The sequence below is a fragment of the Klebsiella sp. 2-CIP_Kleb. genome (assembly GCF_050378715.1).
GTDB classification, from domain to species: Bacteria; Pseudomonadota; Gammaproteobacteria; order Enterobacterales; family Enterobacteriaceae; genus Klebsiella; species Klebsiella quasipneumoniae.
In genome coordinates this window covers 738,648-764,863 of sequence record NZ_JBNRLG010000002.1, presented here as the reverse complement: position 1 = coordinate 764,863, position 26,216 = coordinate 738,648, and the positions used below count along the sequence as shown (strand labels likewise).

Annotated in this window: 35 protein-coding genes; 3 read left to right on the top strand and 32 right to left on the bottom strand. The window is 53.8% G+C overall.

The window, feature by feature from the left end:
- Position 1: 1 nt before the first annotated feature.
- The 13 genes from ACQUTP_RS11640 to ACQUTP_RS11580 all read right to left on the bottom strand — a co-directional run bounded on the left by ACQUTP_RS11640 (position 2) and on the right by ACQUTP_RS11580 (position 11,356).
- A complete protein-coding gene (locus ACQUTP_RS11640) occupies positions 2–487 on the bottom strand; it encodes a phage tail protein (RefSeq protein ID WP_141490230.1) in 486 nt (161 codons plus the stop codon).
- Complete coding sequence (locus ACQUTP_RS11635; RefSeq protein WP_428902371.1) at positions 484–3,114, bottom strand: phage tail tape measure protein; 2,631 nt, start codon at positions 3,112–3,114, stop codon at positions 484–486. Before ACQUTP_RS11635 ends, ACQUTP_RS11640 begins: the two co-directional genes overlap by 4 nt.
- The gene (locus tag ACQUTP_RS11630; protein WP_054828977.1) at positions 3,107–3,226 is read right to left on the bottom strand and encodes a GpE family phage tail protein; all 120 of its coding nucleotides are present in this window, start codon (positions 3,224–3,226) and stop codon (positions 3,107–3,109) included. The genes ACQUTP_RS11635 and ACQUTP_RS11630 overlap by 8 nt, the downstream gene beginning before the upstream one ends.
- Before the next feature lie 14 nt (positions 3,227–3,240).
- The gene (locus ACQUTP_RS11625; RefSeq protein WP_141490228.1) at positions 3,241–3,531 is read right to left on the bottom strand and encodes a phage tail assembly protein; all 291 of its coding nucleotides are present in this window, start codon (positions 3,529–3,531) and stop codon (positions 3,241–3,243) included.
- Positions 3,532–3,583: 52 nt separating this feature from the next.
- Positions 3,584–4,099 (bottom strand): phage major tail tube protein, encoded by a 516-nt coding sequence (locus tag ACQUTP_RS11620; RefSeq protein ID WP_141490227.1) that lies wholly within the window; start codon positions 4,097–4,099, stop codon positions 3,584–3,586.
- A 9-nt stretch (positions 4,100–4,108) separates the two neighbouring features.
- Positions 4,109–5,281: a phage tail sheath protein gene (locus ACQUTP_RS11615; RefSeq protein WP_428902372.1), complete on the bottom strand. Its 1,173-nt coding sequence runs from the start codon at positions 5,279–5,281 to the stop codon at positions 4,109–4,111.
- 148 nt (positions 5,282–5,429) lie between these two features.
- Positions 5,430–6,590 (bottom strand): phage tail protein, encoded by a 1,161-nt coding sequence (locus tag ACQUTP_RS11610; RefSeq protein WP_428902373.1) that lies wholly within the window; start codon positions 6,588–6,590, stop codon positions 5,430–5,432.
- A 58-nt stretch (positions 6,591–6,648) separates the two neighbouring features.
- Positions 6,649–6,915 (bottom strand): hypothetical protein, encoded by a 267-nt coding sequence (locus ACQUTP_RS11605; protein ID WP_428902374.1) that lies wholly within the window; start codon positions 6,913–6,915, stop codon positions 6,649–6,651.
- Positions 6,916–6,928: 13 nt separating this feature from the next.
- Entirely contained in the window at positions 6,929–8,935 is a 2,007-nt protein-coding gene (locus ACQUTP_RS11600; RefSeq protein WP_428902375.1) for a hypothetical protein, read from the bottom strand.
- 5 nt (positions 8,936–8,940) lie between these two features.
- Positions 8,941–9,537 carry a phage tail protein I gene (locus ACQUTP_RS11595; protein ID WP_265241157.1) on the bottom strand — a complete coding sequence of 199 codons (597 nt, stop codon included), beginning with the start codon at positions 9,535–9,537 and terminating at the stop codon, positions 8,941–8,943.
- Positions 9,530–10,438 carry a baseplate J/gp47 family protein gene (locus ACQUTP_RS11590; protein WP_428902376.1) on the bottom strand — a complete coding sequence of 303 codons (909 nt, stop codon included), beginning with the start codon at positions 10,436–10,438 and terminating at the stop codon, positions 9,530–9,532. Before ACQUTP_RS11590 ends, ACQUTP_RS11595 begins: the two co-directional genes overlap by 8 nt.
- Entirely contained in the window at positions 10,425–10,787 is a 363-nt protein-coding gene (locus tag ACQUTP_RS11585) for a GPW/gp25 family protein (RefSeq protein ID WP_428902377.1), read from the bottom strand. Before ACQUTP_RS11585 ends, ACQUTP_RS11590 begins: the two co-directional genes overlap by 14 nt.
- On the bottom strand, positions 10,784–11,356 hold the full coding sequence (locus ACQUTP_RS11580; RefSeq protein WP_335303723.1) for a phage baseplate assembly protein V: 573 nt from the start codon (positions 11,354–11,356) through the stop codon (positions 10,784–10,786). Before ACQUTP_RS11580 ends, ACQUTP_RS11585 begins: the two co-directional genes overlap by 4 nt.
- 75 nt (positions 11,357–11,431) lie before the next feature.
- Here ACQUTP_RS11580 and ACQUTP_RS11575 point away from each other — a divergent pair, with 75 nt between their 5' ends.
- Positions 11,432–11,983 (top strand): hypothetical protein, encoded by a 552-nt coding sequence (locus tag ACQUTP_RS11575; protein ID WP_142764333.1) that lies wholly within the window; start codon positions 11,432–11,434, stop codon positions 11,981–11,983.
- A gap of 40 nt (positions 11,984–12,023) precedes the next feature.
- On the opposite strand, the gene ACQUTP_RS11570 is transcribed toward ACQUTP_RS11575, so the two are convergent.
- The 12 genes from ACQUTP_RS11570 to ACQUTP_RS11515 all read right to left on the bottom strand — a co-directional run bounded on the left by ACQUTP_RS11570 (position 12,024) and on the right by ACQUTP_RS11515 (position 17,834).
- Positions 12,024–12,470 carry a phage virion morphogenesis protein gene (locus ACQUTP_RS11570; protein WP_428902378.1) on the bottom strand — a complete coding sequence of 149 codons (447 nt, stop codon included), beginning with the start codon at positions 12,468–12,470 and terminating at the stop codon, positions 12,024–12,026.
- Positions 12,463–12,894, bottom strand: coding sequence for a phage tail protein (locus tag ACQUTP_RS11565; protein WP_428902379.1), 432 nt, complete (start codon positions 12,892–12,894; stop codon positions 12,463–12,465). The genes ACQUTP_RS11570 and ACQUTP_RS11565 overlap by 8 nt, the downstream gene beginning before the upstream one ends.
- Positions 12,857–13,102 (bottom strand): Rz1-like lysis system protein LysC, encoded by a 246-nt coding sequence (gene lysC, locus ACQUTP_RS11560; protein WP_256657029.1) that lies wholly within the window; start codon positions 13,100–13,102, stop codon positions 12,857–12,859. The genes ACQUTP_RS11565 and lysC overlap by 38 nt, the downstream gene beginning before the upstream one ends.
- Positions 12,990–13,418, bottom strand: coding sequence for an Rz-like lysis system protein LysB (gene lysB / locus ACQUTP_RS11555; protein WP_135697555.1), 429 nt, complete (start codon positions 13,416–13,418; stop codon positions 12,990–12,992). The genes lysC and lysB overlap by 113 nt, the downstream gene beginning before the upstream one ends.
- Positions 13,415–13,798, bottom strand: a complete 384-nt coding sequence (locus tag ACQUTP_RS11550) for a DNZ54_00345 family protein (protein ID WP_135697554.1) — start codon at positions 13,796–13,798, stop codon at positions 13,415–13,417. Before ACQUTP_RS11550 ends, lysB begins: the two co-directional genes overlap by 4 nt.
- A gap of 4 nt (positions 13,799–13,802) precedes the next feature.
- Positions 13,803–14,312 carry a lysozyme gene (locus ACQUTP_RS11545; protein ID WP_428902380.1) on the bottom strand — a complete coding sequence of 170 codons (510 nt, stop codon included), beginning with the start codon at positions 14,310–14,312 and terminating at the stop codon, positions 13,803–13,805.
- Positions 14,293–14,508 carry an HP1 family phage holin gene (locus ACQUTP_RS11540; RefSeq protein ID WP_032700479.1) on the bottom strand — a complete coding sequence of 72 codons (216 nt, stop codon included), beginning with the start codon at positions 14,506–14,508 and terminating at the stop codon, positions 14,293–14,295. Before ACQUTP_RS11540 ends, ACQUTP_RS11545 begins: the two co-directional genes overlap by 20 nt.
- A 3-nt stretch (positions 14,509–14,511) precedes the next feature.
- A complete protein-coding gene (locus ACQUTP_RS11535) occupies positions 14,512–14,715 on the bottom strand; it encodes a tail protein X (protein ID WP_064169155.1) in 204 nt (67 codons plus the stop codon).
- Positions 14,715–15,179, bottom strand: a complete 465-nt coding sequence (locus tag ACQUTP_RS11530; RefSeq protein WP_049106755.1) for a head completion/stabilization protein — start codon at positions 15,177–15,179, stop codon at positions 14,715–14,717. The genes ACQUTP_RS11535 and ACQUTP_RS11530 overlap by 1 nt, the downstream gene beginning before the upstream one ends.
- A 95-nt stretch (positions 15,180–15,274) precedes the next feature.
- The gene (gene gpM / locus ACQUTP_RS11525; protein ID WP_032700482.1) at positions 15,275–15,928 is read right to left on the bottom strand and encodes a phage terminase small subunit; all 654 of its coding nucleotides are present in this window, start codon (positions 15,926–15,928) and stop codon (positions 15,275–15,277) included.
- Positions 15,929–15,931: 3 nt separating this feature from the next.
- A complete protein-coding gene (locus ACQUTP_RS11520; RefSeq protein WP_032700483.1) occupies positions 15,932–16,984 on the bottom strand; it encodes a phage major capsid protein, P2 family in 1,053 nt (350 codons plus the stop codon).
- Between the two features lie 16 nt (positions 16,985–17,000).
- Complete coding sequence (locus ACQUTP_RS11515; RefSeq protein ID WP_064169159.1) at positions 17,001–17,834, bottom strand: GPO family capsid scaffolding protein; 834 nt, start codon at positions 17,832–17,834, stop codon at positions 17,001–17,003.
- A gap of 140 nt (positions 17,835–17,974) precedes the next feature.
- Between ACQUTP_RS11515 and ACQUTP_RS11510 the strand changes: the two genes are divergently transcribed.
- Positions 17,975–19,738: a terminase ATPase subunit family protein gene (locus tag ACQUTP_RS11510; protein WP_319854546.1), complete on the top strand. Its 1,764-nt coding sequence runs from the start codon at positions 17,975–17,977 to the stop codon at positions 19,736–19,738.
- A gap of 26 nt (positions 19,739–19,764) precedes the next feature.
- Positions 19,765–20,760, top strand: coding sequence for a phage portal protein (locus ACQUTP_RS11505; protein ID WP_428902392.1), 996 nt, complete (start codon positions 19,765–19,767; stop codon positions 20,758–20,760).
- Positions 20,761–20,810: 50 nt separating this feature from the next.
- Here the strand turns inward: ACQUTP_RS11505 and ACQUTP_RS11500 are convergent, their stop codons facing one another.
- The 7 genes from ACQUTP_RS11500 to ACQUTP_RS11470 form a co-directional block, all read right to left on the bottom strand.
- Entirely contained in the window at positions 20,811–21,428 is a 618-nt protein-coding gene (locus tag ACQUTP_RS11500) for a TIR domain-containing protein (protein WP_086817003.1), read from the bottom strand.
- Positions 21,428–22,159, bottom strand: a complete 732-nt coding sequence (locus tag ACQUTP_RS11495) for a hypothetical protein (RefSeq protein ID WP_428902381.1) — start codon at positions 22,157–22,159, stop codon at positions 21,428–21,430. The genes ACQUTP_RS11500 and ACQUTP_RS11495 overlap by 1 nt, the downstream gene beginning before the upstream one ends.
- Before the next feature lie 615 nt (positions 22,160–22,774).
- Positions 22,775–25,156, bottom strand: a complete 2,382-nt coding sequence (locus tag ACQUTP_RS11490) for a replication endonuclease (RefSeq protein ID WP_428902382.1) — start codon at positions 25,154–25,156, stop codon at positions 22,775–22,777.
- 19 nt (positions 25,157–25,175) lie between these two features.
- A complete protein-coding gene (locus ACQUTP_RS11485; protein WP_224325688.1) occupies positions 25,176–25,403 on the bottom strand; it encodes a TraR/DksA family transcriptional regulator in 228 nt (75 codons plus the stop codon).
- Positions 25,403–25,639: a DUF2732 family protein gene (locus ACQUTP_RS11480; protein ID WP_032700491.1), complete on the bottom strand. Its 237-nt coding sequence runs from the start codon at positions 25,637–25,639 to the stop codon at positions 25,403–25,405. Before ACQUTP_RS11480 ends, ACQUTP_RS11485 begins: the two co-directional genes overlap by 1 nt.
- Positions 25,640–25,706: 67 nt before the next feature.
- Positions 25,707–26,048, bottom strand: coding sequence for a DUF5347 domain-containing protein (locus ACQUTP_RS11475; protein WP_032700492.1), 342 nt, complete (start codon positions 26,046–26,048; stop codon positions 25,707–25,709).
- A complete protein-coding gene (locus tag ACQUTP_RS11470) occupies positions 26,012–26,212 on the bottom strand; it encodes a phage filamentation protein Fil family protein (protein ID WP_065799428.1) in 201 nt (66 codons plus the stop codon). Before ACQUTP_RS11470 ends, ACQUTP_RS11475 begins: the two co-directional genes overlap by 37 nt.
- Between the last annotated feature and the right edge of the window lie 4 nt (positions 26,213–26,216).

Sequence of the window (26,216 nt, the reverse complement as noted above, 5' to 3'; positions counted from 1 at the left end):
CTCACTGCAGTAATCCTCCCACCGTGTTTCTGATATTCCCTACCGCTGACGCAGCGGAGTCCTGCAGACTGCTAAGCTGGTCGTTCAGGCTGCCGAACATTTCAGACAGCGACTCATCCACCCGTTTAAGTCCCAGCGAAAACTCTATTTTTCTCGCTTCACCGCTGGCGAAAAATTCCATTTTCGTCTGGCTCAGACTTTCAATCACATACATACCGTAGATGGTCCCGCCGCCCTCGATCAGAGGCCAGGCCTTGCCCTGCTCCGCCATCAGCTCCAGCGCCAGCAGCGACAACCTGCCGCCAGTAACTTCCGGCATGAGGACGCCGGAGAGCGTCAGCTGATCGTTATCTGGCCCCAGAAACTGCGTTGTCGGACGGCGATTAACGCGGTTGTTGGTCACATGCCGCCAGTTCCGCTGATACTGCAGTTGCTGATAGGGCACCGTGCGCAGCTGGAACACAAACAAGCCCAGAACCATCATCATGAATCGTACCCCCCTTGATCGCTGAAACTGCTGCGGGCCTTAGCCCTCATGCGGCGCTCGCGCTCATCGAGTTGTCGCGCGACCTCCCGCGCAATATCCTGCGGACTCTGCCCTGGTTGCGCCTGGATAATAATTTGTGCCTGGGTTTCAAACTGGAATACCGGCTGCGTACCTGCCGGTTTCTCTGCTGCTGGGCGGTATGATGCTGCCGGCAGGCTCATTGGATGAAGCGGTGCAGCCTCTGCAGGCATTGCTCCCCCCATCATTCCGGCGACAACGGACGCCAGCGCTGCGGTCCTCCGGCGGCTGGTCACATAGGCCGGACCGTTAATCAGTTCCGGGCCATTTTCTCCCGCGATGCCCACTTGCCCGCGCGGAATATAACCGCCACTGTCATACATCCCCGCAAAGAATCCTCCGGCGCCTTTTTGCTGGGTGGCGCCAGGTGATTTGTCGCCGCCGGTCATCCAGTCCGGCAGGTAGCTTTTTACCGATGCCAGCTTGCTCTTGAGCGTCTCCCATTTCTCATTGATACCGCTCAGGATGCCGTCAATGATTGCCCCGCCCACTTCTTTAAACTTCGCGGGCAGCGCGGCAACATCATTCAGAATTTCATCCCATTTATTGCTGATAGTCTGCTTAATCACAGCCCATGCCCCTGATACGCCGGATGAGATGGCATCCCACAGAGCTTTAAACTTCGGCCCCAGCGTTTCCCAGTTCTGCCAGATGTAAATGGCCCCCATCGCAATGAGGCCAATTATTGCCAGTATGGGGTTAGCCATCATAAATCTACCCAGCCACAGGATCGCCTGGCCCGCACCGCTAATCACTTTCGTGATAAGGGCAAACGCAGAGGTAAATTTAAGGCCCAAAACCCCGGCGCTTACCCGTACAATTGCCATCGGTCCCAGGATGGACGCCAGCGCCAGCGACAACACACCCGCAGCAGTAGCAACGATGGCAAATACGGCCGCAATCTTGAAAAGTGCGGCTGTCAATTGCGGATGACGCTTAACAAGCCCGTCGAGAGCTGACGCCAGATCGCCTAACCAGTCAGCAATATTTTTCAGTACCGGCGCGACGGTTTCACCGATACTCGCCATGGCGTTAGTAAACGAGCCGCCAGCAGCTTCCCATTTATTCCCCAGGGTATTAAGCGACGCCTCTACACGCTCACGCAGGGTCGCCTGGTTCTCCAGTTTGGCGGCGGTTTCACGATAGCCCGCTATCCCTTTTGTGATCATGATGTTCAGTGCCTGCAGGGTTTCCGCGTCATCACCAAAAAGGGTTGCTTTGACAGCCTGCTTTTTCCCATCGTCGGTAATTTTATTCAGCTTATCCAGTTGCTTATAAAGGTTTTCCAGCCCTGCAAACTGGCCTTTACTGTTCTGAAAACTCAGCTTTATACCTGTCCCTGCAAGTACATCATTTGCTTTATCAATCTTTTTATTGTTCAGTGTGGCCTGAAAAATCTTTCGGTAGGCATTACCAGCAGACTCCCCTGCCATCGACGCCTGATCAGCCATGACCAGCAGCGGCGCGAAGGTTTTTGCAGCGTCCAGGCCTTGGAGCTTGATAATGTCCATCGCGGCGCTGATTTTTGAAAATCCCTGCAGCATATTGCCAGGGTCAACGCCCGCGTAATAACCCCGCTGGATCACGTCCATCAGGCTCATCATGTCTTTTTCGGTGGTCTGCGTGGCGTCCTGCAGTTTCGCAGCGAACTCGGCGGCATCCGTCGGTGCCATTTGCAGCTGCACGCCGAGATACGCCGCCGACTCACCCAGCCCGCCCAGGATGACCTGCGCAGACATACCCTGGCGGCGTAACATGGTCATCATGTTTTGAAAGTCTGCCGTGGTGCCGGGCAGCCTGTCCCCCAGGGCGATCGCCAGCTTGTTTAGCTTCTCAAACTCCGGCACAACCTTTCCGCCCGGCCCCATCATAGAGCCTGCCAGCTGGTTAGCCGCGTTCTCTGATTCCGAGTAGGCGCGAATAGGCGCCAGCAGAGTTGCGCCCGTTGTCACCCCGGCCGCCATCATCCCGGCACCGTTCCCCGCCAGGCTGTTACGCACGTCACGCATCTTGTCAGCTTTGGCCCTGATCGCATTCAGCTTGCGCTGGCGCTCGCCCACATCCCGCAAGCGCCTTTCCTGCTCTGCCAGCTGTTTGTTATAGCGATCCGTTTCGCGGGTAATGCGTGCCGTTTCACGGGCACCGCCGCCCGCAGAGATGCCAAGGCGGTACAGCTCCGCCCTGGCTGCCGCCATCTGTCGCGTTTCCTGCTGCTGCTTTTGCTCCAGACGTGACACGGCCCGCCATTGCGTTTCAAGCGCCGCCGTCTGCTTTTTTGTCGGGGATTCGAGGGCTGACATTTCACGGGTCATCATCTGCGCACGCAGCCGCGCCTGGTCCAGTTCGGTACTGGTCCGGCTCAGGCTCTGTGACAGCTGATCGAATGATTTTAACTGGCCCCCCGCATCATTCAGCCGTTTAAGCTGTTCGCGGGTCTGCCGGACGGCGGAGGCCAGCTCCTTAGAGCCAGCCTGCGCCATTTTTAAAGGGCGGGTGAGTTTATCAACCGCATTCAGAACCACCTGCAGGCGCAGGTTTTTATCACTCATCGCTGGCCCCGCTTCGCATTATCGCTCTGTGCCGCCACTCCAGCACTTCTGTAAGCGACATAACGTCAGTGACGGACGGCGGCCAGTGAAAGATCGTGGCGATATCCGCCACCAGGTCTTCTACCGTCAGGTCGTCGGCAAACTGGCAAGCGCCGACTTCGGCAACAAAAAAAGGACAACCTCGATCGACATCGCAGAAAGGTCTGCCGGGTCAAGGTCCGCCATTTCCTGCGGGGTCAGCGCTGGCGTGGAGATGCGGGGGATCACGGTCATCATAGAGGCCACATCCATTTCCATCACCGCCTGAAGGCGCGTACCGCGCAGTGCGCCGGACGGCGGTTTACGCAGCACAATTTCCGTAATGGTGGTGTCGCCGCGCTTGATTGGGGTATCCAGAGTTACTGTTTTCTCGCTCATGTTTTTTTCCTGTTTTGGGGTGGCTGGCGCGGTGGTCCGCGCCAGTGCTGCATTAAAGACCGATGGCGTTACGGTGCGCTTCCATCAGGTCAACACCGTCAACGATTTCAATCATGTTGATCACATCGACCTCATAGAGCACTTCGCCGTTAATGGTCAGCTTCGCGTAACTGTTAACGCTGCTGACTTTGGTGGTGTTGCTCTCGCCGGTTTTCCACTCGCCGGAATCCACCTCTTTGTGGCGTCCGCGTACAACCAGCTCAACGGCCTGCACCTCGCCGGTGTCATCACGCTGGATAGAGCCGGTGAAGCGCATCTGCACCCCGTCAACCGTGGCTTTACCCATCTGTTTAAACAGCAGCGCCTCAGTACCGCCGATGGTCATTTCCGTATCCAGTGCCCCATCATCCAGCCCCAGATCGATACCGACGGAACCGGGCATACCACCGCCGCGATAGTTCTCAAGCTTGCGGGAAAATTTCGGCAGGGTGACGGATTCAGCAATCCCCATCCAGTTGTTACCGGCGTTAAAAATGTTCAGGTGTTTTAACTTGCGTGGTAAGGCCATGAGTCCCCCTTATGCGCTTACGCGGGTGGTGAAATCCACCAGGTAACGGTCAGTGATGCGCTGGCGCAGCATCAGGTTTTCCAGCGGCGGCACTGGCGTGTAGTCGTAATCAATCCAGAGCTTCCCGGCCTTCAGGGTGTCTTTGTCGTTAACGCTGTCATCAATCCAGCAATCACCGCCGATGAGGTAGCCCTGATTCACCAGGCTGCGCATTTTGGCGCGGATGCCCTCGATAATGTCGCGGGCCAGCGACGGGTTAAGCGGCATGTCCACCGCCCACATATGGCCTTCTGCCATAGTGTCAGCCAGTACCTGCGCGGTGCGGGTGTAGTTTTCAAACTGGAAGAGCGGATCATCGCTGAGGCAGCGGGAACCCCAGAAGCGGAAACCATCCTTGCGGATCAAGGTGGTGACGTCGTTCTGGTTCAGCAGCCCGGCATCGGTTGCCGGGTCCTGCAGGTCCCAGAACACATCCGCAGACAAGCCGGTTACGCCGTTGACGCCCACGTTAGAAAGGGTTTTGTGCCAGCCGGTCTGCTCGTCGATTTTTGCACGCAGACCCAGCGCGCGGGCAGTGGCGTAAGCAGTCGCATCCGCCTGCAGCACCGTGTCAAAGTTGATGAAATCAGGCCAGATCAACATCCCTTCTCGCTGACTGAAATTTTCGCGGTAGGCAATCGCTTCTTCCACGGTTTTACAACCGTAGGCAGACAGATAAGCAAAACCGCGCAGGCTCTGCGCCACGCTTAACAGCTCAGTGGAAACAGCCTGCGTGTCATGGCCCGGCACGCCCAGAATGCGCGGCTTCACGCCCAGCTGCGACTGCGCCGAAAGCAGCGCTTTGATGCCCGTTTTCTTACCGTCAGCGGTTACGCCGCCGATAATATTGGAGGTGGTTTCCGCTTCGGTGTCGCCCTGGGCAACACGCACCACTACGGTGACGGGTTTTGCCTGGTCTGCAATGGCGTCCAGTGAGCGGGCCAGCGTGCCGGACTCGCCCGCTTTGCCGCTGGCGGTCAGTACATCGGTAAGCAGAACCGGCTTATTGAGCGGGAACATGGAGGCATCGGCATCATCGCCGGTGCATACCATGCCCACAATCGCCGTGCTCACCGTCGTGATAGAGCGGGTGCCGTCGTTAACTTCAACAACACGCACACCATGGTGATAGTCTTGCGCCATGAATGAATCTCCTGATTAGGGGTTCACCCATGGTAGGGAAATCATTCACCGCAAGCCGTTGATGGCCGTTGTACCGTGGTTGATACAACCGCAGGCAGAAAAAAAGCCCCGTTACGGGGCTTATTGGGTCAGTGATTTGACTGGCGATTCAGGCAACGCGGCTCCAGCACATCAGCAGTGTGTGGGCTTCTACCACGCTGAACGATTTACCCTCGCCGAGGTTGTCGGTTTTGCCGCTTGTCGAGTGTTTGTGCGGCGGCTGCACAACTTCGTGATCATGTTCTCCGGCCTCGTCTGTTTCACCCAGGTTTGCCGGGTTAAAACGCTGGCTGATATCACCGCCAATCTCCCACGGATTATCCCGACTCGGCACGCCGCCGTGCTTATGTTTACCGGCGGGTTTTGTGGTCAACTTCGCCTCGGGCAATTCACTGGTTTCGCCGCTGACGTCAATCTGCACGGCGGGCAGGTTGGTCTTCTGGAGCGTAACAGTGTCATTGCCGCCGGTGGTGCCTACGTTGGAGCCGTCCGCTTTGCCGATGCGGATCGCTTTATTCTCTCCGGTGTAAACCCATGTCGACCACGGGTAGTTTTCATTCGGATTGACGTTCTGTGCGTAAAACCGCACCGTCCCGACCGGGTTTTCCAGATCCCACGCAGACCGGATGGCGGAGGCAATGGCCGCCTTTATCGCCGCCGGTGTCGCAGCTCGCGTCTGGTCATCGCTGTCCAGCGCATTACTCAGACGGGTGAACCCCTTTTCATTCAGGGTGGCGTCGGGATGACTGCGGGAACGGGCGTGTTCACTTAACTGATTATCGGTGTAATCCTTTGCTTCGTTGCCGACAGTTATCACGTCCTCAACCGTTGCCACCACCACACCGGGATCGACAATTAAATCCAGTGTCTCGGTACTACTGACTGCCAGCCATATTCTCAGCACGGTAAAACGCCCGGAACCCTCCTCCAGTAAGGGTTTGTAGGTTTCCGGGACGCTGGCAACAGCCATGCAGTCCCCTTCGTCATCAAATAACGCGGCCTCACGGATAGTAAAACCGCCGATTTCAGGGGGGATTATCATTTCCGCCGAGATAATATTTTTGCTTTCATCAACGATTTTCAGGCTGTTCAGCTGAGTGCGGAACCGCTCATTGATGAGTGCCACCTGATTTTCGTCCGTGGCAAGGGGAGTGCCGAAGCCGTCCCCGACTGACATCTGAGAGAAAACAACCCGCTCTCCGGAAATAACGGAGCTGGCTATTTTCTCGCTCCCCTTACGGGTCATCAGGGCGATAAACTTTGCGCTCATCCTGTCCTCTTCTGTGCATCGGGTGTCATTATCTGGCGCCTCATGAAATCTTCAGCGCTCAGCGAATACTGGCCTCAAGCCATTGTTCGGCTTCTTTTAACGGGTCGCCTGAACCCGACCATTCAAATTCGAACTGTATTTCCCCGGAAACCGCACTGTCCGCCGTGGAGACCCGGTATGTTGCAATGCCGAGTTGCCCGTAAAGAGAATTAATTCCCGACACCTCATAGGTGATATCTACCGTCACTTCCCTTGATGGCTCCTGAATACCCAGTGACGGATAATATCCACATTTACTGACTGTCTTTGATATTGTAAAACCCATATATTCACCTCAGTTATCCTGATGTTTTTACCCACTCACCCCACCTGGAATCGTCCAGACGTTGCTTATATATCCCACCCGATGTTTTTATGGGCGAAACGGTAATCACCCGATACCCTGCTGAAATGTAGCCAATATAAATTTCAGCAGCACCGGTAACACCAGACGGAATATTACTGTGCCGGGTAATGTCTGATGTGTAATAGCCCGCACTGACGGTCAGCGCGTGCAAATCGGTTGCAGTCTCCAGCGCCGTTAAATCCCCGGACATATCACGCCAGCGTGCCCCGTCAGATGAGTAGGGTTTTCCCCCGACAACGATAAACTCACCATAACGCGATGCGGCATCCGGTAAAGAGCCATACGGAAACGAGGTGGCAAAGGAGCCACCCAACTGGCGGACAAATGTCGGATTAGAAATACTGCTTCGTGCATAGGAAGCAGAGAATCCGGACGACCCGCCAATCGAACTTATCGGATACCCGGGCTTTGCGGTGATTTTTAACGGCCTGCCGAGATTAACACGGCTGGCGTCTCCTTTTTTCGGTGCCAGCCCCCTGAAATGCCGGTTATTTATTTTCGTGTTATACACATCATCGCAATAAATATCGTCTTCACCGGTATCATCGGAGTCACAGTCGCGGAAATTGGATTCAATGGTGGATGAATACAATTTTGACACATAAATCCCGCCCTGATTGATATGCCAGAAATCGCAGGCAACAATTTCCGCACTGACCAGACCGATACCTTCTGCTGACTTAATTCCCCACCCCGTAAAAAGGTCGGCATTGGTCGAGCCATCAAAATAGACACCGATGAGTTTCATGGTATCAATGTCATATTTATTATCATTAAACAGAAAAATCCCGGCTTCCCGCCCCGGGACAATCTGGGTGCCATCGCCAATCGTTCCCCCGGCACTGAGTTCAACAGCCCGCTCCCGGTATGCGCCCCATAATTCGCAATCAGAAATATTATAATCAGTCCCGTTAATCATCAGGGTACCGTTGGTAATACGGGACCCCTTCATGTGGGCAACAAAACCATCCTCGCCTTTTAGCGTGGTATTTCTCGCCAGTCCCAGAAGGACTCCGTAGCGGTCAGCCGTCACAATCATGTTACCGGAAGCATCCTTACGTCCCGGACAGTCAATCCAGCAGCCGTCTAATCCGCTGCTGTTACCGTTAGATAAATCGACGGTATAGTGGCTGACGCGAGAGGGTGCCATATCAATAATATGCAGGTCCCGCAAACGAACATTCGGGAATCCTTTTGCGTCCTTATCGGTGTAATTCGCCCTGGCAATAGCGGGCGCGTCCCCACCGACCCAGACTAACGACGGATTGCCACGCCCGGCACCATGAATGTTAATTCTCCCGGCATAACACAGCGGAGCGTTAATTTTCCTGCGCAGGCTGTCAAGCTCGACATGCTTTCCTTCTGCCTGAATCATCCTGTTTATTGCGGCAGTATTAGCATCAGCAGCCTCATCATCTTCAGCCCCTTCCTGCGGTGCATTCCAGCATGCATTTCTAATGTTAACCCGCCCGGTAATCACAGCAGGCGCTCGCATCGCCTCACCGACAGAAACACCAACAGAAGTCTGAAGCATATCAGCCCCCAACCCCTCATCGCCGGAGGCCATCTCCTGACGAATGGCGGCATCGGAAGTGTAAGCCCAGCGGCCCACCCCAATCCCTCCTGTGCTGACCGGGGATGAGTTCGGCGGTACCGTTTTGGGAAATGCCCCGGTCCAGACCAGACGATAATTTCCTGATAATATTTCATCTCGCGGTGACGTCAGAACGGCACCGGCAATAAAGGTTTTTATCGCTTCAACTTTCCCGGAAATATCCTCCGCGTTTTCATCATATTTTTCTTTCAGAAAACGGGTTCGATTCGCCAGTAATTTCAGCGGGCGGTTAGCAACGCCATCCTGCCCGCCGGTAACACGCTCAGTCCTGCCGATAATGTCAATCTCGTCTTCCCACGATGGAGACTCTGTCATTCTGGTCATAGTCATTACCTGTAGCTATAATTCCCATCGTGAAAAATCACGCCGTTATACAAAACATTTTCATCCGGCATATAACCATCAGGATAAACGGTGATGATTTCTCCGCTGGATAATGTTGCCCCTATAAATATCGTTCCCGTCACTTTCGCGGATATATTGAATTGCGCCATATGACGGCTGACGGGCTTTGTTTCATTTATCAGCCGGGTCAGCTCATCCAGCATTCGGGATGTAATACCGATATCATTCACATCCGTTTCAAGCCTGAATGTGCCCGCCGGGTCTGCCACATCCCACCATTCCGTTATTGACAGGGAGTAACCCATTTTTTCAATCACGCGACGGAGGGCTGCAACGGTACCTTTTCGCTGATGCAACCAGAACGCCTCACCGATAACGCTGCGCTTTTCCGCTTCACTCCAGTTCTCATCCCAGCTGTCTACAGAAAATGCCCAGGCCAGATAGGGCAGAAACTTTGCCGGGCATTTCCACGGGTTCCACAGGTCACGCAGAGGCACGTTTAAATCGCTGATGCCAGAACATGCCTGTGCCAGCCTTCGCTCCAGTGCGGACGATCCCGGCGGTAACAGGCTGCTACTCATCAGAGCCACCAATTTCTGCTTTAAAATCGGTGCAATAGGACGCCTGCGTTTTATCTAACACCATGTCCGCCAGGGGCTTCATCAGCTCAACGCGCTGGACGCCCTGAACATGCAGAGCGGCATAAATCGCGGACAGTCGCACATCACGCCCCAGGCGACGCTGCTCGTTGATGTATGCCGCGCCCTGTGCTTTCGCCGCCGCCAGAATGGGTTCCTTTGCCGGACCGGGATAGACATACAGAACCGCGTCGATTTCATAGCGGACAATCTCAGCAGAGCGGACGCTCACCCGATCCGCCACAGGGCGCACGGCTTCATCATTCAGGGCCGCACCGACCACCTGCAGTAAGTCATCAGGCGCAGTGCCATCACCGTCGCTGGCCAGAATCGTCACCACGACTTCCGCCGGTGACGGGCTGAACGCCGATGCATCCGCCACCCGACCATCCGAGCTAAGCGCGTGATATTCATAGGCTCCGACTGGCCCGGCAACGCTCATCCCCTCAAAGGCCGCCGGAATGCGCTGGCGATAATCCGCGTCAGATTCCATTACCACCTCCGTGGGCGGCGTTGTGGTGTCGTCCGCAGCCGTAATCACCCGTCGCTGTACGTTGTTATTCGCGCCTAAATTGTCCAGGTCATCCCCGCCGGAATAGGCCACCATCACGGCTTTCGCCGCCTCGTTAATCCGCTGGCGCAGCAGCAGCTCCCGGTACACATTTTCCTGCAGCATTTTCACCACCGGCTCAGATTCAAGCGTTAAGGTGCGGGCCACGGCCTCCTGTTCGTCTGCCTGAAATAACGCGACAAATTCAGCCTTGCGCTCAGACAGCAGGGTTTCAAAATCCGGCATATCCACAATTTGCGGCGGCGGCAGCTGGGAAAGGTCAATAACGGCCATTGTCTGCTCCTGTCGATACGGAAAGGGACACGGGCACGCCGTCATTACGCTGGCCTGCCAGCTCAATCACCATTGCGCCATCCATGCTGCTGCTGTTAATCGTGATGGTGTCGAGCTGCAGCCGTGGCTCCCAGCGCTGCAACGCGACGTACACCGCAGACATGATCTGCAGGCGCAGCGCCGGGTTTTGCGGCTGGTCAATCAACACGGACAGCAGGGAACCATATTCCCGACGGGCAAGGCGGCTACCCTGCGGCGTCAGCAAAATATCCCGCACGGACTGGCGCAGGTGGTTCGTTTCCGTAATGGCCTGGCCGGTATCGCGATTCATCCCGATATAGAGCGTCAAATTGGATCTCCCGTTGTTCCGCCGCTGTCGCCAGGGTGTTTATGCTTATCGGCCACAATGCCGTTTGACGTCATCGCTCCGCCGCCGTGGGTGACGTCGCCATTCAGGATCACGTTGCTGTTAATACGGGTCGTGTCAGCCTCGAGCACAAACTCCTCTGTTTTGCAGGAAACAAGCTGCGAGGATTCGATAAGCACGGCTTTAACGCCCCGGATAATCCAACGCCCGGTGGCCGGGTCGTATTCGAACCAGCCGCCATCCTCGTATGTGGTCACGTCCGCGCTTTCAGAGTCGGACGGCGGCGGGCATGCGTCGGAGTAGATGGCCGGAAGCGCAAACGCTGTTTCCAGATTGCCGCCCAGGCTGAACAGCACCACCTGCTCCCCCGGCGACGGACACCACCAGGTGCGGGATTTACCGGCGCGGTAGGTCAGCCAGTTAATCCAGTTGGTTTCGAGGTCGCCTGTTTTCACCCGGCACAGCCAGCCGTCCCGGTCCACTTCGGTCACAATGCCGGTGCGGATCAGATTGGTGATAAGGCGCATGATTTCGGTTAGTTGTGCGTTCATAAAAAAATAATGTCATCAAAAATTTTATGATGTAATCTAATGTTTATGTATGGTTAATCACACAATGTAACTTCCATGAATCCACTCGCCCTTACAGCAATAATCTTAGTTCTTGCAATATTTATATTCCGAAAAAGTCAATTCATAATAGATATCAAAAATATTTTTAAATATAAATCTGACGATCCAACCACTAATACTTCTGATGAGTCTCTAAACCCAGCAGAAATATCAGCCAATAGAATACAGTTTTTTTGTCAGAGATTGATTTTTGCAGCCTTGACTATTTTCCTACTTGTAAAAGGTGGTGTTGAAATAATCGACACCTTACACCCTAATTTTTTATCAGATCATAAGTTTTTAACACATATAAAAGAGATAAAGACACTTAGTTATGTAGCAAAAGCTTTAGCTGTTTCCTGTGGATTCCAACTTGCTTTTATGTTAATAACCAAAGGCCCCGATGAAGCAGTAGAACCAATAATGCTTGGCATTGCCTCTGTCATTTTATTAATGTTATCAGTAATAGATCCAGAAAAATGGAGTGTGCACAATTCAATATCAGTCACACTGTTAATAATTTGTATTGCAGGTTTATTTTATTTATCAAGAAAACTTAAAAAGTGATAATTAAACATATAACCTACTTCTAACTAGTCATTTAAATTCACCTTATTAACCAGTAGAGTAAGGTATCGCGTGTGATGTCCTCCACTTCGTCATTGATGCCGAGTAACTGGCGCTCTGAATACTTCACCTCCGGCCCCCTGCGGCTGACACGGTCACGCAGACCGTAATGATGAACGCGGGCAATACGCTGCACCCTGCCCTCAAATTCGACACTAGCAGAGTCCGGGGTGGCAACAGCTTTCAGGTATTTTGCGGTGCGGAGTCTGGCAAACATTTGCCGACGTATGCGGCCAGTTTTCGTGCGTGCCGTTACCCGCCGTGGTTCGTATGCCGTACCGTCCGGGTTACGCTGCATCCTGATATTTTTCTGCTGGCTGCGGCGCAACTGCTGCGCCAGCTCCCGCATCATTCGCTTACGTGCGGCAGGCTCCAGCCCCGCCAGCAGCGCATCTAACCAGGCGTCAACTTCCTGTAGCTCAGCCACGGCGCACCGCCCACATTTCGTCCGGTTCGTCCGGTTCCGGCACAGCTTCAACGCTGGACACGTCACCCTCAGCACTGACGATCACGCGCTCTGTCAGCTGCAGGTTCAGGCTGATATCGCAGATATCATTGCGCAAGATATCGACCTCAAACGTAAACAGCTTTTCACGCAGTTCCGGGTTATGGATTGCATCGGGCTGATTCTCCATCAGCCAGGCCAGCACGGGAGCCATCAGTAATCCCTGATCGCCGCTGAAATCCACGACCACCACGTTAAGGGTATAGCGATACTCCCAGGACAACGACGCTGCGCCGGTCGCCACCACCGATCCGTTATCCACGAATAAATGAAGCTTGTCCGGGTTGTCCCGAACATATGCCACGGCTTTATTCAGGGCGAGGCGTAAGGACTGAGGTTTGTTCACTGTTTCGCTCCTGGCAGGAAATTATCGCGTCCACCTTGTCAGCACAGATTGACCAGGCCGCCTCTGCCTCATCCAGTGCCGCCAGTAAATCGCCGTTAGTGCTGGCCGCTGACTTTTCCAGGCGGCATTGCGTCACCCTGGGACAACCATTCACGGTAAGCTGCACCTCCGGCGAGGGCCGGACGTTCGCGCATCCTGATAATATCAGGAGGCAAAGGAGTACCAGCCCAGCGGCGCAAATCCTCGTTTTCACGTTTTAGCTCCTCAATCCGGCGCTGGCGACCCCGCAGCAGCGCGTTTGTACTTTCTGCCGCCGCGTAAAGCCGCGCCTGTTCCCGGTTGTTGGTTTCTGACAGGATGGACAGGGCGATGAGCTGGCTGTTCGTTTTTGCCAGTTTGTCGCCCGCCGTTTTCAGGGCCCTGCCTTGCTGATCGATGGTGTGACTGGCCTCATTCAGTCGCCATGACTGCCAGCCCAGCGCCGCGAGTACGAGCGCCAGAATAACCGCCAGCGCGTGCGTCATACCGTCACCGGCTGCGCATCAACAACCTGCGCACGCAGGACCTTAAGCGCGACCAGCGTCAGCAGATAAAATGCCAGGGTGATAACGTGGCCCGTAAAGGCGAGAAAAATCACAAGCAGCGAACGCCTGGCCCATCTGATCACCTGGTTTCCTGGCGTACTGAAAAAGCGGGTCAGCGCCTGCGTTGCCTCTTCCCGATGAATGCCACCCGCATACCACCCAGCCAGGCAAAACAGCACCGCCACCCAGACCAGCAAACAGGCGACCCAGGTCAATGCGGTGACCAGCGCTGAGGCCATGCCGTTTGGGACAAAGAGACTTAAAATCATCAACGCCGCGTACAGCACAGAAAGCAACCCACTGATAAATTTCTTCTTCATTTCGTTATGCTCCTTTTAAGCACCAGGCCAGCTCCCGCCCGCGGCGGTTATCCAGCCCCTGATTAAATATGCCTTTGACATACACCCAGCGCGGCAGCTGATAGCAGGCATCACGCCAGCGCTTCTGATTGATAAACTTCACCATGGTTGAACCACATGCATTGCCTGTGCCCACGTTGAACGCCAGCGACACCAGCGCGTCATAGACATACTGCGGCACATCCACCAGAACACAGCGGGCCAGAGCCTTCTCCACCCGCAATACGTTGGTGATGAAGTTCCCCGCCGCCTGCCGCTCTGTGATGGTCTTTCCCGGCACCACACCGGATGTGTTACCGATGCCATCGGTCCACACGCCAGCGTCACACTGGTACGGCTGCAGGCGGCAACCCTCGTAATCGGCAATCAGTTTCAGCCCGTCCACAGAGGTGTGAAGCTGCTGGAAATTGGGCAGTGTGGCAGCGATGGCCAGCACTGCACCAACCAGGCAGCGCTTAACGATTGAAGGACTCATATTCCCCCTGGGTTATCTTCCCGCCGCGTAGCAGCTGATAGGTTTTGTGTTTGTAGTACCAGTTGATCGCCATCATCAGCAGACCAATCAGCACACCGCCCACCGTAGAGGCGTCTTTAAGCGATAAATCCCCCAACCACGCCAGCAGCACCGCGATGCAGTACGTAATAAAGGCGCTGATCCGTTCAAGCGTCATAATTCAGTCCCATAACTGGACGGTCTGCACCGTGGTAGCGGTGGCAATATCCGGCAGCTCCACCTGCAGCCCGTGAGGTAAAAAAGGGCCATGCTCAGCCAGCCCCGGATTTGCCTGCAGTACCTGCTCTGTGACGCCCTGTGTGCGTCCGTAATGACGCCAGCAAAGCGCATCCACCGTGTCGCCCTGGTACGCACGCACTTTCATTAGATCAGCTCCACCGTACAGTGGGGTGCATCCTGCACCCGGCTGATTGCCCAACGGGCATCACGCCACAGATCGCCGCTGGCTTCCGCCAGCTCATCACCCCGTTTGACGCCGGACGCCGTGGCGTCGTAGTCCTGATAACGCTCATTCACCTGCGCACGCGCCCAGCAAAACACAGCGTTATGATAGTGGTGGATGCGCTCGCTTTTGCCGTCCAGCTCTTCCGCCGGTACGTCTGCCAGTGTCTGAAACCCCAGCGCCTGCTGGCGCTTGCGGAAGTCGTACAGCTCCGCATTGACCTCTGACATTGCGGACCGGATAAGCTGCCCGAGACGCGGCGACGTCACCGTGCCATCCGTCCGCATCACGCTTCGAAACTCCGACAAATCAACATCGGGCCAGAATGGGGTATTTTTGATGACCTCCGCCTGTTCTGGCGCCTGTTCTGGCGCAACAAACTTCATGCGGGTTTTCTCCTGAAAAGGTGGGCGGTGAACGGGATTTTGATAAGGTAATGCCTGTCGCCATCCCGTGCCGCCCGTGCGCGGGGCACGTTCCGTTAGTGGCTGTTACGCAACTGGCGCTCCAGCCGCTCTTTGTCTTTCTTCACACCGCAGCGGGGATCGAGCTGCAGCGCAAAGTTGTAGTGGTTTAACGCTGCTGCCGGACTGGACTCACTGATCACAGCGGCGATGGCTTTATGCAGCCTGGCGCGTGACTGGTCCGGCATATCCAGTGCATCCGTCAGTGAAAGCGCCTGCAGCAGCACGTCAGCAGGAAAATCTGCTTTCATGCGCTGCGCGGCCTCTGCCTGGTCTGCCAGCTCTTCGGCGATAACGGTCTGCACGTTGCGACGTCCCAGCGCCTGCGGCATCACCCAGCCATGTCTGAGCGCGTGGGCCGCAATCTGCAGACCACCGGCAAAATCACCGGCATCAATACGCCAGACCATCAGAAACATCAGCACGTCATCCTGCTGCGCTCCACCGGCTGCCAGTACGCCATCCGCCCAGGCGGTATATTTGGGTAACAGCTCCACCTTGATTTGTGCCTTTTTCACGGTGGACTGAACCCCCTTGAGGCGGCGGCGATCTTCAGCCAGTTGCAGCAGCATCAGGTCATACCCTGACGCATGGCGAACACTGCCGCCCTGACGGGCGGCCTGTTCAGCCTGAACGCGCAGGCGGTGCTGCCGTGCGGGACTCAGGCTCATGCGTTACTCCCCGGCACCGGCGCTGAAATCGCCAATCGTGATGTTTTCCACCAGTGCCACGCAGCGGTAATCCTCCACCACATACGCTTCATTGACGGATTCGAAGTTTTCGATGCGATCACGTTTCGGGTTATCAATCACCGAACGGCGGCGGGTGTCTTCCTGCCAGTAGATGGACAGGTTATCCAGGCGGGTGATCAGCACGGCGTTTGCCGGGAATGACGGGGCGCGAACGGCCTGCAGACCGCCCATGCGTTTCTGACTGATAATCATGTCAGCCGCCAGCTTTTCGCTGTTCTCCTGGTCTTTATTGACCAGCGGGAAATACTTGTCGGACAACAGCTCACGTCCACAGATCACGACCAGTTCCGCATCGTCCTGGAAAATCGGGTCAATCAGCTCATTGACTGCATCCATCACCAGCGCATCCAGGTTGGCATATTTACCGCCTTTGCCGACCTTCACCGGGTCTGCAGTGGTGGTGCCATCTTCTGCCGTGGTACTGCCCATCACACAATCCGGGGCATCTTCGCGGACCTTCTGCAGCCAGCCTTTGTTAACGTCCTGCAGCAACGGATTGGCGGCACGGTCTGAGGTTTTGGCACGCTTTACGCCGTTAAATCCGATCATGATGCGGTCCAGCGCCTGACGTTTCACGATGGCGTTACGGATGCGCACCTGAAAATCCTGGAATTTCGCCCACATATCCAGTTTTGCGTAGGTCAGCACCGTATCAAAGTTGGTCTGTTCACATTTGTACTCAACATCCACCATCTCAGTGGGGTCGGTTGGCTCGCGCTCCTTCGTAGTCGTGTCAGTGGTCCCGGCAATGGTGCTGCCGACGCCCAGGCCCAGAAGCTGGCCTGACTGCTCCGCCACGCCAATCACGTTAACCATGGTCAGGAATGCCGTGGACTGCTGGATCTGGTCTTCCAGCGTCTGCTGTACAGACGGTTCAACGGTGAATTTGCTGGATAACTCTTCGACTTCCACGCCATTCAGACGCGCCAGCTGCTGCAGGTAAGCGTTAAAGGCAAAACGGGTATTCTTTTTCATGGGTTCTCTTGCTCCATCAGCAATTGGTCAGTGTGCCTGCAGGTGCTTCACCACCTGGCGCACGCTGGCGATAATCTTTACGGCTGTCTTCCTGGCTCAGCTTCTGCTTAAGCGCAGAAAAATCGGTCTGCTGCTTCTGCAGTGCGGTTTCCAGCTCAGCAATGCGCTTATCCTGCGCGGACAGGGATTGATCGGTGCGCTCGCCCAGGCTCTGCTGCTCAGTGGCGACCAGCTCAACAGCCCGATGCACATCAGAGAAACGCGCATCATCGGTCTGCTCTTTTTTGGTAAACATCGCGGTGACGCGGGCAAAGAGGGAGGGTTTTTCGCCCTGGACCTCTTCCCACTCGATCAGCGTTTCTTCTGCGGCGGTAAAGAGGTTTTCCGGGTTCTGTTTACGGCCTGCCAGCGGGTTGCTTTTTGCGCTGGCACTAAACTGCAGCATTTCTGTACCCAGGCTTGCCGGGTCGTCAGTCGCTGCAAGGCCAATCAGGTACGCCTTGCCGGTATCGGCAAAGCTGGTGTTTACCTCCATCGAGGTGAACAGCTTTTGCAGCTTGCGGGTATACGCCACCAGATCATCTGACGGGGTGATCCACGCATACAGGGCCATTTTTCCTTTCAGCGGGCCATCCGTAATTTCTTCAGCCTCTAACTTATCCACGGTCCCGAAACGGCGGAACGGACTGTCCGGGGTGTAGCCCTTGATGTGTTCCAGATTAATCAGCGCGGTATAGACCTGCGGGTTATAGCTTGCCGCCATCTGCTCCAGCCAGGCGCGCTCAATGGTGCGTCCGTCTGTTGTTGCCCCTTCCACACCAATGCGGAAGCGTTTTGCTTTAACTGCCATTTGAGCGACTCCATCAAATAACTCTGTGAGGCCTTATGGTTGCTGTGATGGAGGTGGGGAAACAACGCGCAGACCTTGTGCGGTAAACCACACAAAAGCCAGCCGGGGAAAGGCTCAGGGCAAGCCCGTATGTTTGTGCCATGGAAACGATGACCCCCGCAGACCTCGATCCCCGTCGGCAGGCACTACTGCTGTATTTTCAGGGATACCGCATAGCCCGCATTGCTGAAATGCTGGGCGAGAAAGCCGCAACCGTTCACAGCTGGAAAAAGCGCGACAAGTGGGGCAGCTATGGCCCGCTTGACCAGATGCAGCTCACCACCGCCGCACGGTATTGCCAGCTGATCATGAAGGAGCACAAAGAAGGGAAAGATTTTAAGGAAATTGACCTGCTGGCGCGGCAGTCCGAGCGCCACGCCCGTATCGGGAAATTTAACAACGGAGGCAACGAGGCCGATTTAAACCCCAATGTGGAAAACCGCAACCGCGGCCCCCGCAAACCCCCAGAAAAAAACCAGTTCAGCGACGAACAGATCGAAAAGCTGCAGGAGATTTTCCACAGCTCAATGTTCGATTATCAGCGCCACTGGTGGGAAGCGGGCAATAAACACCGTATCCGCAACGTGCTCAAATCCCGCCAGATCGGGGCGACGTACTATTTTGCCCATGAGGCGCTGATAGATGCCCTGGTGACGGGCCGTAATCAGATATTCCTGTCAGCCAGCAAATCCCAGGCACACATGTTTAAGCAGTACATCATTGAGTTTGCCAAAGAGGTCGATGTTGAACTCAGAGGTGATCCGATGGTGCTTCCGAACGGCGCCACGCTGTATTTTCTGGGGACCAACGCCCGCACCGCGCAAAGCTACCACGGCAACCTGTATCTTGATGAATATTTCTGGATACCGAAATTCCAGGAGCTACGCAAAGTCGCCTCTGGCATGGCACTGCACAAAAGATGGCGGCAGACCTATTTTTCTACGCCGTCCAGCCTGACGCACAGCGCTTATCCCTTCTGGTCTGGCGCCCTGTATAACCGTGGTCGCTCAAAATCGGACCGTGTCGATATCGATTTGACCCACTCCGCGCTGGCTGCGGGCCTGCTTTGTGCTGATGGTCAGTTCCGGCAGATCGTGACGGTAGAAGATGCCGTGTGCGGCGGCTGTAACCTGTTCGACCTGGACCAGCTGCGACTGGAATACAGCCCGGACGAATACCAGAACCTGCTGATGTGCGAATTTCTTGATGATCTCGCGTCCGTGTTCCCGCTGTCCGAGCTGCAGGCCTGCATGGTGGACAGCTGGGAGGTCTGGGAAGATTTTCAGGCGCTGGCCCTGCGTCCGTTTGGCTGGCGTGAGGTCTGGATCGGATATGACCCGGCAAAAGGCACGCAGAATGGTGACAGCGCCGGGTGTGTCGTCATTGCGCCGCCAATGGTGCCCGGCGGTAAGTTTCGCATCCTTGAGCGCCACCAGTGGCGCGGAATGGACTTCCGCGCACAGGCGGAGGCTATCCGCAAGCTTACCCAGCAGTACAACGTGTCCTACATCGGCATTGACTCTACCGGCGTCGGTCATGGCGTTTATGAAAACGTGAAAGCCTTTTTCCCTGCCGTCCGGGAGTTTGTCTACAACCCCAACGTCAAAAACGCCCTGGTGCTCAAGGCATACGACATTATCAGCCACCGCCGCCTGGAGTTCGACGCCGGGCACACCGACATTGCGCAGTCATTTATGGCTATCCGCCGGGCTACTACCGCCAGCGGCAACCGTCCGACCTATGAAGCCAGCCGCAGCGAAGAAGCCAGCCACGCCGATCTGGCCTGGGCAACGATGCACGCACTATTTAATGAACCACTGCAGGGCGAAGCCGCCAATACAAGCAACATCGTGGAGATTTTTTAATGACTGAGAATACCGCACAGGATGTGATGCCACCTGACGTGCAACCCAATGATGCAGCGACTACCCAGGCGTTCAGCTTTGGCGATCCCATTCCTGTACTGGACCGACGCGAACTGCTGGATTATGTGGAGTGCGTGCAAATGGACCGCTGGTATGAACCACCGGTGAGTTTTGACGGACTGGCCCGCACCTACCGTGCCGCCGTGCACCACAGCTCGCCGATTGCCGTTAAACGTAATATTATGACCAGCACGTTTATCCCGCACCCGTTGCTGAGTCAGCAGGCATTCAGCCGTTTTGTGCAAGACTATCTGGTATTTGGTAACGCCTATCTGGAAAAGCGCACCAACCGCCTCGGAGGCGTTCTGTCGCTGGAACCTTCACTGGCAAAATATACTCGCCGAGGTCTGGACCTCGACACCTACTGGTTTGTGCAATACGGCATGACCACACAGCCATATGAGTTCACTAAAGGCAGCATCTTTCACCTGATGGAACCGGATCTGAACCAGGAGATTTACGGCCTGCCGGAATACCTGTCTGCCATCCCCTCGGCCCTACTTAATGAGTCCGCCACGCTGTTTCGCCGTAAGTATTACATCAACGGCAGTCACGCCGGGTTCATCATGTACATGACCGACGCTGCGCAGAACCAGGAAGACGTGAATAACATCCGCCAGGCGATGAAAAGTGCCAAAGGCCCGGGCAACTTCCGCAACCTGTTTATGTATTCACCCAATGGCAAAAAGGACGGCATCCAGATTATCCCATTATCAGAGGTGGCGGCAAAGGATGAGTTTCTGAACATCAAGAACGTGAGCCGCGATGATATGATGGCAGCGCACCGTGTACCGCCACAGATGATGGGGATCATGCCGAGTAATGTTGGGGGGTTTGGGGATGTGGAAAAGGCTAGCAAGGTATTTGTCCGCAACGAATTAATACCATTACAAAAGAGGCTTGAGGAATTAAATGAATGGATTGGAGATTCATGCATTCAATTCACCCCATATAATCTTTAAGCATTTTATAAATATAAAACCAGGTGCATATGTGTTATGCACCTGGTTTGTTACCAATTAAAAAGAGAGACACTTCTAATCGCTGGAACATCTAAAGGATTCTTTTTAGCCGCAGGAATCATCATTTTTCTTTTATCGAATGCTTGGTTAATATAATACTCAGGATTTTTTATAAAAATAGAGTATTTTACCAAAGCACAAAACACATCAGAATCATTATAATGCGGCACTGTCTTTTCATAAACATGATTCATTCTCACTAAATATGGTAAATAGTATTCATAACCAAACCCTGGTGTTCTTAGGCTTATTGAACATCCGCACGCTGGATCTGCGCATACGGCTGGAGTAAATACACTATCATATATTTCATCTCGAATAACCCCAACCAATCCATTAAAATCATCCCCCCAAAGCGAGGCCTGTATTTCTGAATTAACAAATGGGCGATTCTTTGTTTCCGTCCCAATTAAAACAACAGTAACAGTTGAGTCCTCTAAATAATCCTCTCTGATCGTCCTCATTATTGTCTCATCAGTATTGGTCGTGCTGATATCACCATCACTAACCGATTTATCAATGAATGAATCGCCTCCAAACAGAGTAATAATCTCATCTTTTAGGTCTTGCTCTTTAGCATGATGATAACTAAGAAACGTCTTATGCATTACTCACTCCATTTTTCAATGTTAATATCAAACTCACCGACAACATTGGTATTAAAAAAATTATTCACACCTACAAAACCAGACAATATTTGATTAAAATGATAATAATGAGTTTGAATAGTGCTGATAGGGGTAAGGTGATAAGGTAACGATATAAAACTGCCGTTAGCGTCCTTATCTTTTGTAATCACACTATCATTATCTGAAACATATTTATGCCATCTACGATAATTATTTTGATGTTGCGTAAGGAAATTATTCAATGTTTTTAAAATCTCATTAGATAGTATATAAAGTTTCTTATCCCTTCTTTTTTTTACATCTAAAAGCTTCATCTCATCTCTGATAAATTTATAACATTCAAAATAAGAGTTTAAAACCTCATCAATGGAATCATAATTAGGGTCAAATTTAAATAATGTTCTTTTTGTATCCAAGTAATTCTTAACGCTTTTCTTAAATAACAAATCAGATTTATTTAGCAGGATATTTACCCCACCAAAGCTTAACTGCTCCAGTCTCAATGAATACCTTTGGTGAAATGCTCCAACCATTAGTATGTAAGCGACCAAGAACAATATCAACACAGATAAAAATGCACGAATAATGTTAACATTAGACATGAAATTAACTGTAAACCACCATTTCTCAAAAGGAGAGAATGGAATACACCCCATAACTATGAGTAGCAGAAAAAAAACACATCCCCACAAAATCCACAATCTGTACATAAGATAAGTCCTGTTTTTTTTACTCATCATACTGCAACTATACTTCAAGTCAAAACCCCCCGTGAGAGCGATGTCCTATCACAAAGTACAACTACTTAATCTCATTGCGCGCGCTCGTATCCCCGCCACGCCTGCCCGCTTTATGGAGTGGTTTTCATGCAGGTGCATGATAGGCCAGAAAGCCCGCCAGTACTGGCGGCTATGGCCCGTTGCGATCCTTTCTGGATCATGCGAATCCATGCACCATAGACATGCACTATCTTCTCAACATCAAGTGCGCTCTGTGGGAGGGAATTTCACAGAGAACAAAACGATTAATGCTTACATTCATCCTGACCTACCCCGTACTGATTTAACCTGTTCACCAGTTCGCTTGTCAGTTCTGACAACCACGAAATGGCAACCTCCTTATCGTCATCGCTACAATCTGAGCTGGCAACCAGCCGGGCCATAAGTTCTATCCGCTGCAGTGCAAGTGATTCCATGAACAAATCGTTCACAACTCCCTCCCAATATTACTGTTTATATATACAGTACATCATATAATTTTAAAGCTGAAATACTTTTTTACTCAGCTAACCCTTTGATTAATCTATAACCTCATTCCTGCATTTTTCAGTACCACTGACGCCATTTGTCATCCTCCTGTAGACGCTGGTTCCGGTAGAACAGGCGCAGCCCGGCCCCAGATGGCAGACTTCCGCCACGCAGAAGCAGATCCACCTCCGTTTCACTCGCGTCAAATCCTCTAGACCGCAGCTCCGCATCAAGCTGCAGCCGTTGGTGTTCCGTAATTTCCTGTTTGTAGCCTTTACGGCGCTTCGGTTTGACCAGCCGCAGCCTTGCTGTCAGCTCACGCAGCTCTTTTGTACTCATGTTTTCGAAGTCCGGTAGCGCTGCAGGTTCTTTGCTGCCCGGTAATTCGCCCCCTGCCTGGTACATTTTTTCAACAGGGGGACAGTTATTGCCACGAGTCCAAGGGGCGCGAACGCCCTGGTCGGCTATCGCCTCCTGAACATCAACGACCTTACGAACCATTTTCCACTTCATCGCGTGCGTGCAGATCCGGCCCTCAACGAGCGGGGACCAAATGCCATAGATGCGGATTCCGTGATCGCCGTAGGTGCCAGGCTCGTCGTTAAGCTCGTAGGCCGTTCTGATAAGGTGATTTTTGCGGGGAACTAATACGCCGCCCTGCTTCATGATGTAGGTGGCAAAACAGCCCACATCAGCGGCGGCTAGCACGGCATCGAGTTGCGGATTTTCCAGCACCGGCGCACCGGCTTTTTTGTTACCCTGCGCTCTCGCGGCCTGCCCGGCCAGAAGACGCAACTCGCGGTATGCCTGACGCCCTGGAATACCAAAGAAACGGAACTGCTGAACACGGTGAAGTGATGCCCAAGTACTAACGTGCTCAGCGCTATCGCGCAGTGATTTGCCAGTTTCTTTGCTGATCTCTTTCGCCAGGCCGCGCCCGTCGATGTTCTTGCTGATGTATTTGGCGATGTAGCTGGTCGGAGTGCCTTTACGCGGATTGATAAGCTCAGATTTGAAGCGCGGGCCGGTATTGTTGCCTAGCTCGGCGCGATCTTCACGAATGGCAAATTTACGCAGCAGCGCAGTGAGGGTGCGACGGTCTTTTTTGCGCATGAAGCACAGCAAGTGCCAATGTACGGTGCCGTCGTGGTGCGGCTCGGCAACGCGCACGCCATACCAGCGCAGCCCGGCTTTGTGCATGGCTTTGCGGAATGCGGCGAATGTATCGACAAGATAATCACTGCTCTGCCGGACCGTTTCGCTGGTCCACTTCAGATTGGGTCTGCCGTTGTTGAGCGTGGCGTGGAAGCGTGACGGGCAGGTGATGGTATAGAACACGGCGCAGTCGCCGCGCATTTCTGCGATCAGCTCCAGTCCTTTCACACAGGCCATCATTTCATTACGACGGTGCGCTGGGTTGCTGCTGCTTGCATTCACCACGTCTTCCATGTCCAGTGTGTCGCCGTCGGCATTGACCAGCTCGTGCGACTGGAAAAACTCGAGCGATTTACGGCGCTGCTCGCGTTTGTGGATCACAGCTTCATAGCTGACATACGGGGACGCTTTCTTGTTGACCAGGCAAACAGCACGCAGCTGTTCCTCCCGCCACTCGCAGCGCATCTGCCACAGTTTGCGATACCACCAGTCTGCACACAGCATCCGCGCCAGCGAACCCGGAATAAGGTCATAGGGTACAGGCTTGCGGCGGCGTTTCTTGCGGCGCAGCTGTTCAAAGGCAGGCGGAATGACATCAAGACGCATAGCCTCTGCTGCTACTTTTTCCCATGACTGTCGGATTTGCTCAGGCTTGACGTCATCATTCACAAACAGATCGCTGCAGGCGGCATCGAGACACATGCTCATATGTGCCGCAACCAGTGTAGATAGACGTTTAACCTGGTTCTGGCTCATTTCAGGCAGAAGCAGCAGCCCCTCCAGCCCTTCATGGCTCGCCATAAACCGAAAAGAGGCAGACACCTGACTTTCACGCACGCGATCCAGTCGCTCAAGGCACGGCCTGATGGTTTCACGCAGATAGCGGGAATAAGCCTTCGCCCTTCCCAGCCCCTGGAAGAATTTAATTCTCTCCAGCAGAGGTTTGCTGACGTGAGCAGGCTCGGCGCTGACGTTTGCCAGAATGACCAGATCGGGGTTAAAACACTGCTGCTCACGGGCCATTTTGGCGCGGCTGATAAGCTGGTCCTGTTCCAGTTCACGCTGGACAGGATCACGGGATTCATTGAAGAAATAGCGTTCCCAGACCTGATCACTCAGGGCCTCGCGGCGCAGCTGTTCCTGCTCGTTGTCTGCAGTGTAGAGAGTGATCAGGTTTGAAAGCGCAGACACCGGCGCAACTTCCGCCGGGTCCAGATAGGGGTTTACTGCTTTTTTCGGGGCGTTCCATGGGAAAACCCCGGCGGCCTCAGCAGGGCCACCTTTGTCGTTTGTTAATTCAGGCATCACTGACAGGCTCCGAAGCTCACAGCGCGCCTCGGGTGTAGTGCTTCCCTTTTAGCTCAGCGATTTCCTGGCAAGTCACGCAGCACTGCACGCCAGGGATAGCTTGTCTGCGAGCAGTTGGAATTGGCGCGTCACAGTCGATGCAAAGAACGCGGGCAATGCCTGGCTTTCTGGTGCGGGCGTTATGAATATGGCGTTGAAGGTTTTCTTCGACGCGCTGCTGTACGAGATCCATGGAGTCCGCCATCAGTGCCAGTCTCCGCGTGATTCAGCTTCATAACGAGCGACTTCACGGCGCAGCAGTTCTGCCGCCTCCACTCCGTTCATCCCCTCTTTCAGGATGTGGATCGCCAGTGCCTCCATGCGGATGGAAACGGCAAAGGCGCAGCTTTTACGCTCATCCAGGCGAGTCTCGTTAAACAGCTGGAACAAACCGGCATCATTCGGTCCGGTTTTGGTAGAACGGGTTTCACTATTTCGCATAATCAATTCTCCTGAATTTGGGCAAAAGAATGCCCGGCGGGTTTACGCCATTAATTTCTGTTTTGGGTTAATTCGGCATGGTTAGCCGTTTGGGAAATAAGCTCACCACTGCACGAAAATGATTCATTGCTTTAATCAACTCCCGCGTTTCGTCAGTGGTCAGCTCATTAATATTGACGCTGTGACGTTCTGCCGGAATTTTTGCCATGAAGAATATGGCGGCCAGTGCCCTCTCATTTTGTTTGTGGTTAATGTCGCGGGGATCGCGCATCTCATTAATAAACCGTTCCAGCTCCCGCTCAATATTCAGACCAAACACTTTTGCTCTCAGCTCCGCTATGTGGTTCAGCCCATTCAGGCGCTGACCGGGACTCAGTGGAACAGTCGCTGCAGGACCTTCAATAGCCATGGTTTCCCCTGTTGGATAGTAGACAGGTCGGCCAAAAGTGCATCCTGCGAGCGGCACGGATGCCAGCGCTTACCATCTTTCCCCATGATCCAGCCGTGGCCGCAGTGCATTGCCGGGCTTTGCTTAATTAGAAGAGACGCAAACGAGGGTTCATTGTTCAGCATAAAC

Excerpts from the sequence above, each read along its gene's own strand:
- ACQUTP_RS11640 (WP_141490230.1), bottom strand. The coding sequence starts at position 487 with ATGATGATGGTTCTGGGCTTGTTTGTGTTCCAGCTGCGCACGGTGCCC.
- ACQUTP_RS11635 (WP_428902371.1), bottom strand. The coding sequence starts at position 3,114 with ATGAGTGATAAAAACCTGCGCCTGCAGGTGGTTCTGAATGCGGTTGAT.
- ACQUTP_RS11625 (WP_141490228.1), bottom strand. The coding sequence starts at position 3,531 with ATGAGCGAGAAAACAGTAACTCTGGATACCCCAATCAAGCGCGGCGAC.
- ACQUTP_RS11620 (WP_141490227.1), bottom strand. The coding sequence starts at position 4,099 with ATGGCCTTACCACGCAAGTTAAAACACCTGAACATTTTTAACGCCGGT.
- ACQUTP_RS11615 (WP_428902372.1), bottom strand. The coding sequence starts at position 5,281 with ATGGCGCAAGACTATCACCATGGTGTGCGTGTTGTTGAAGTTAACGAC.
- ACQUTP_RS11610 (WP_428902373.1), bottom strand. The coding sequence starts at position 6,590 with ATGAGCGCAAAGTTTATCGCCCTGATGACCCGTAAGGGGAGCGAGAAA.
- ACQUTP_RS11605 (WP_428902374.1), bottom strand. The coding sequence starts at position 6,915 with ATGGGTTTTACAATATCAAAGACAGTCAGTAAATGTGGATATTATCCG.
- ACQUTP_RS11600 (WP_428902375.1), bottom strand. The coding sequence starts at position 8,935 with ATGACCAGAATGACAGAGTCTCCATCGTGGGAAGACGAGATTGACATT.
- ACQUTP_RS11595 (WP_265241157.1), bottom strand. The coding sequence starts at position 9,537 with ATGAGTAGCAGCCTGTTACCGCCGGGATCGTCCGCACTGGAGCGAAGG.
- ACQUTP_RS11590 (WP_428902376.1), bottom strand. The coding sequence starts at position 10,438 with ATGGCCGTTATTGACCTTTCCCAGCTGCCGCCGCCGCAAATTGTGGAT.
- ACQUTP_RS11580 (WP_335303723.1), bottom strand. The coding sequence starts at position 11,356 with ATGAACGCACAACTAACCGAAATCATGCGCCTTATCACCAATCTGATC.
- ACQUTP_RS11575 (WP_142764333.1), top strand. The coding sequence starts at position 11,432 with ATGAATCCACTCGCCCTTACAGCAATAATCTTAGTTCTTGCAATATTT.
- lysB (WP_135697555.1), bottom strand. The coding sequence starts at position 13,418 with ATGACGCACGCGCTGGCGGTTATTCTGGCGCTCGTACTCGCGGCGCTG.
- ACQUTP_RS11550 (WP_135697554.1), bottom strand. The coding sequence starts at position 13,798 with ATGAAGAAGAAATTTATCAGTGGGTTGCTTTCTGTGCTGTACGCGGCG.
- ACQUTP_RS11545 (WP_428902380.1), bottom strand. The coding sequence starts at position 14,312 with ATGAGTCCTTCAATCGTTAAGCGCTGCCTGGTTGGTGCAGTGCTGGCC.
- ACQUTP_RS11540 (WP_032700479.1), bottom strand. The coding sequence starts at position 14,508 with ATGACGCTTGAACGGATCAGCGCCTTTATTACGTACTGCATCGCGGTG.
- ACQUTP_RS11535 (WP_064169155.1), bottom strand. The coding sequence starts at position 14,715 with ATGAAAGTGCGTGCGTACCAGGGCGACACGGTGGATGCGCTTTGCTGG.
- ACQUTP_RS11530 (WP_049106755.1), bottom strand. The coding sequence starts at position 15,179 with ATGAAGTTTGTTGCGCCAGAACAGGCGCCAGAACAGGCGGAGGTCATC.
- gpM (WP_032700482.1), bottom strand. The coding sequence starts at position 15,928 with ATGAGCCTGAGTCCCGCACGGCAGCACCGCCTGCGCGTTCAGGCTGAA.
- ACQUTP_RS11520 (WP_032700483.1), bottom strand. The coding sequence starts at position 16,984 with ATGAAAAAGAATACCCGTTTTGCCTTTAACGCTTACCTGCAGCAGCTG.
- ACQUTP_RS11515 (WP_064169159.1), bottom strand. The coding sequence starts at position 17,834 with ATGGCAGTTAAAGCAAAACGCTTCCGCATTGGTGTGGAAGGGGCAACA.
- ACQUTP_RS11510 (WP_319854546.1), top strand. The coding sequence starts at position 17,975 with ATGGAAACGATGACCCCCGCAGACCTCGATCCCCGTCGGCAGGCACTA.
- ACQUTP_RS11505 (WP_428902392.1), top strand. The coding sequence starts at position 19,765 with ATGCCACCTGACGTGCAACCCAATGATGCAGCGACTACCCAGGCGTTC.
- ACQUTP_RS11500 (WP_086817003.1), bottom strand. The coding sequence starts at position 21,428 with ATGCATAAGACGTTTCTTAGTTATCATCATGCTAAAGAGCAAGACCTA.
- ACQUTP_RS11495 (WP_428902381.1), bottom strand. The coding sequence starts at position 22,159 with ATGTACAGATTGTGGATTTTGTGGGGATGTGTTTTTTTTCTGCTACTC.
- ACQUTP_RS11490 (WP_428902382.1), bottom strand. The coding sequence starts at position 25,156 with ATGCCTGAATTAACAAACGACAAAGGTGGCCCTGCTGAGGCCGCCGGG.
- ACQUTP_RS11485 (WP_224325688.1), bottom strand. The coding sequence starts at position 25,403 with ATGGCGGACTCCATGGATCTCGTACAGCAGCGCGTCGAAGAAAACCTT.
- ACQUTP_RS11480 (WP_032700491.1), bottom strand. The coding sequence starts at position 25,639 with ATGCGAAATAGTGAAACCCGTTCTACCAAAACCGGACCGAATGATGCC.
- ACQUTP_RS11475 (WP_032700492.1), bottom strand. The coding sequence starts at position 26,048 with ATGGCTATTGAAGGTCCTGCAGCGACTGTTCCACTGAGTCCCGGTCAG.
- ACQUTP_RS11470 (WP_065799428.1), bottom strand. The coding sequence starts at position 26,212 with ATGCTGAACAATGAACCCTCGTTTGCGTCTCTTCTAATTAAGCAAAGC.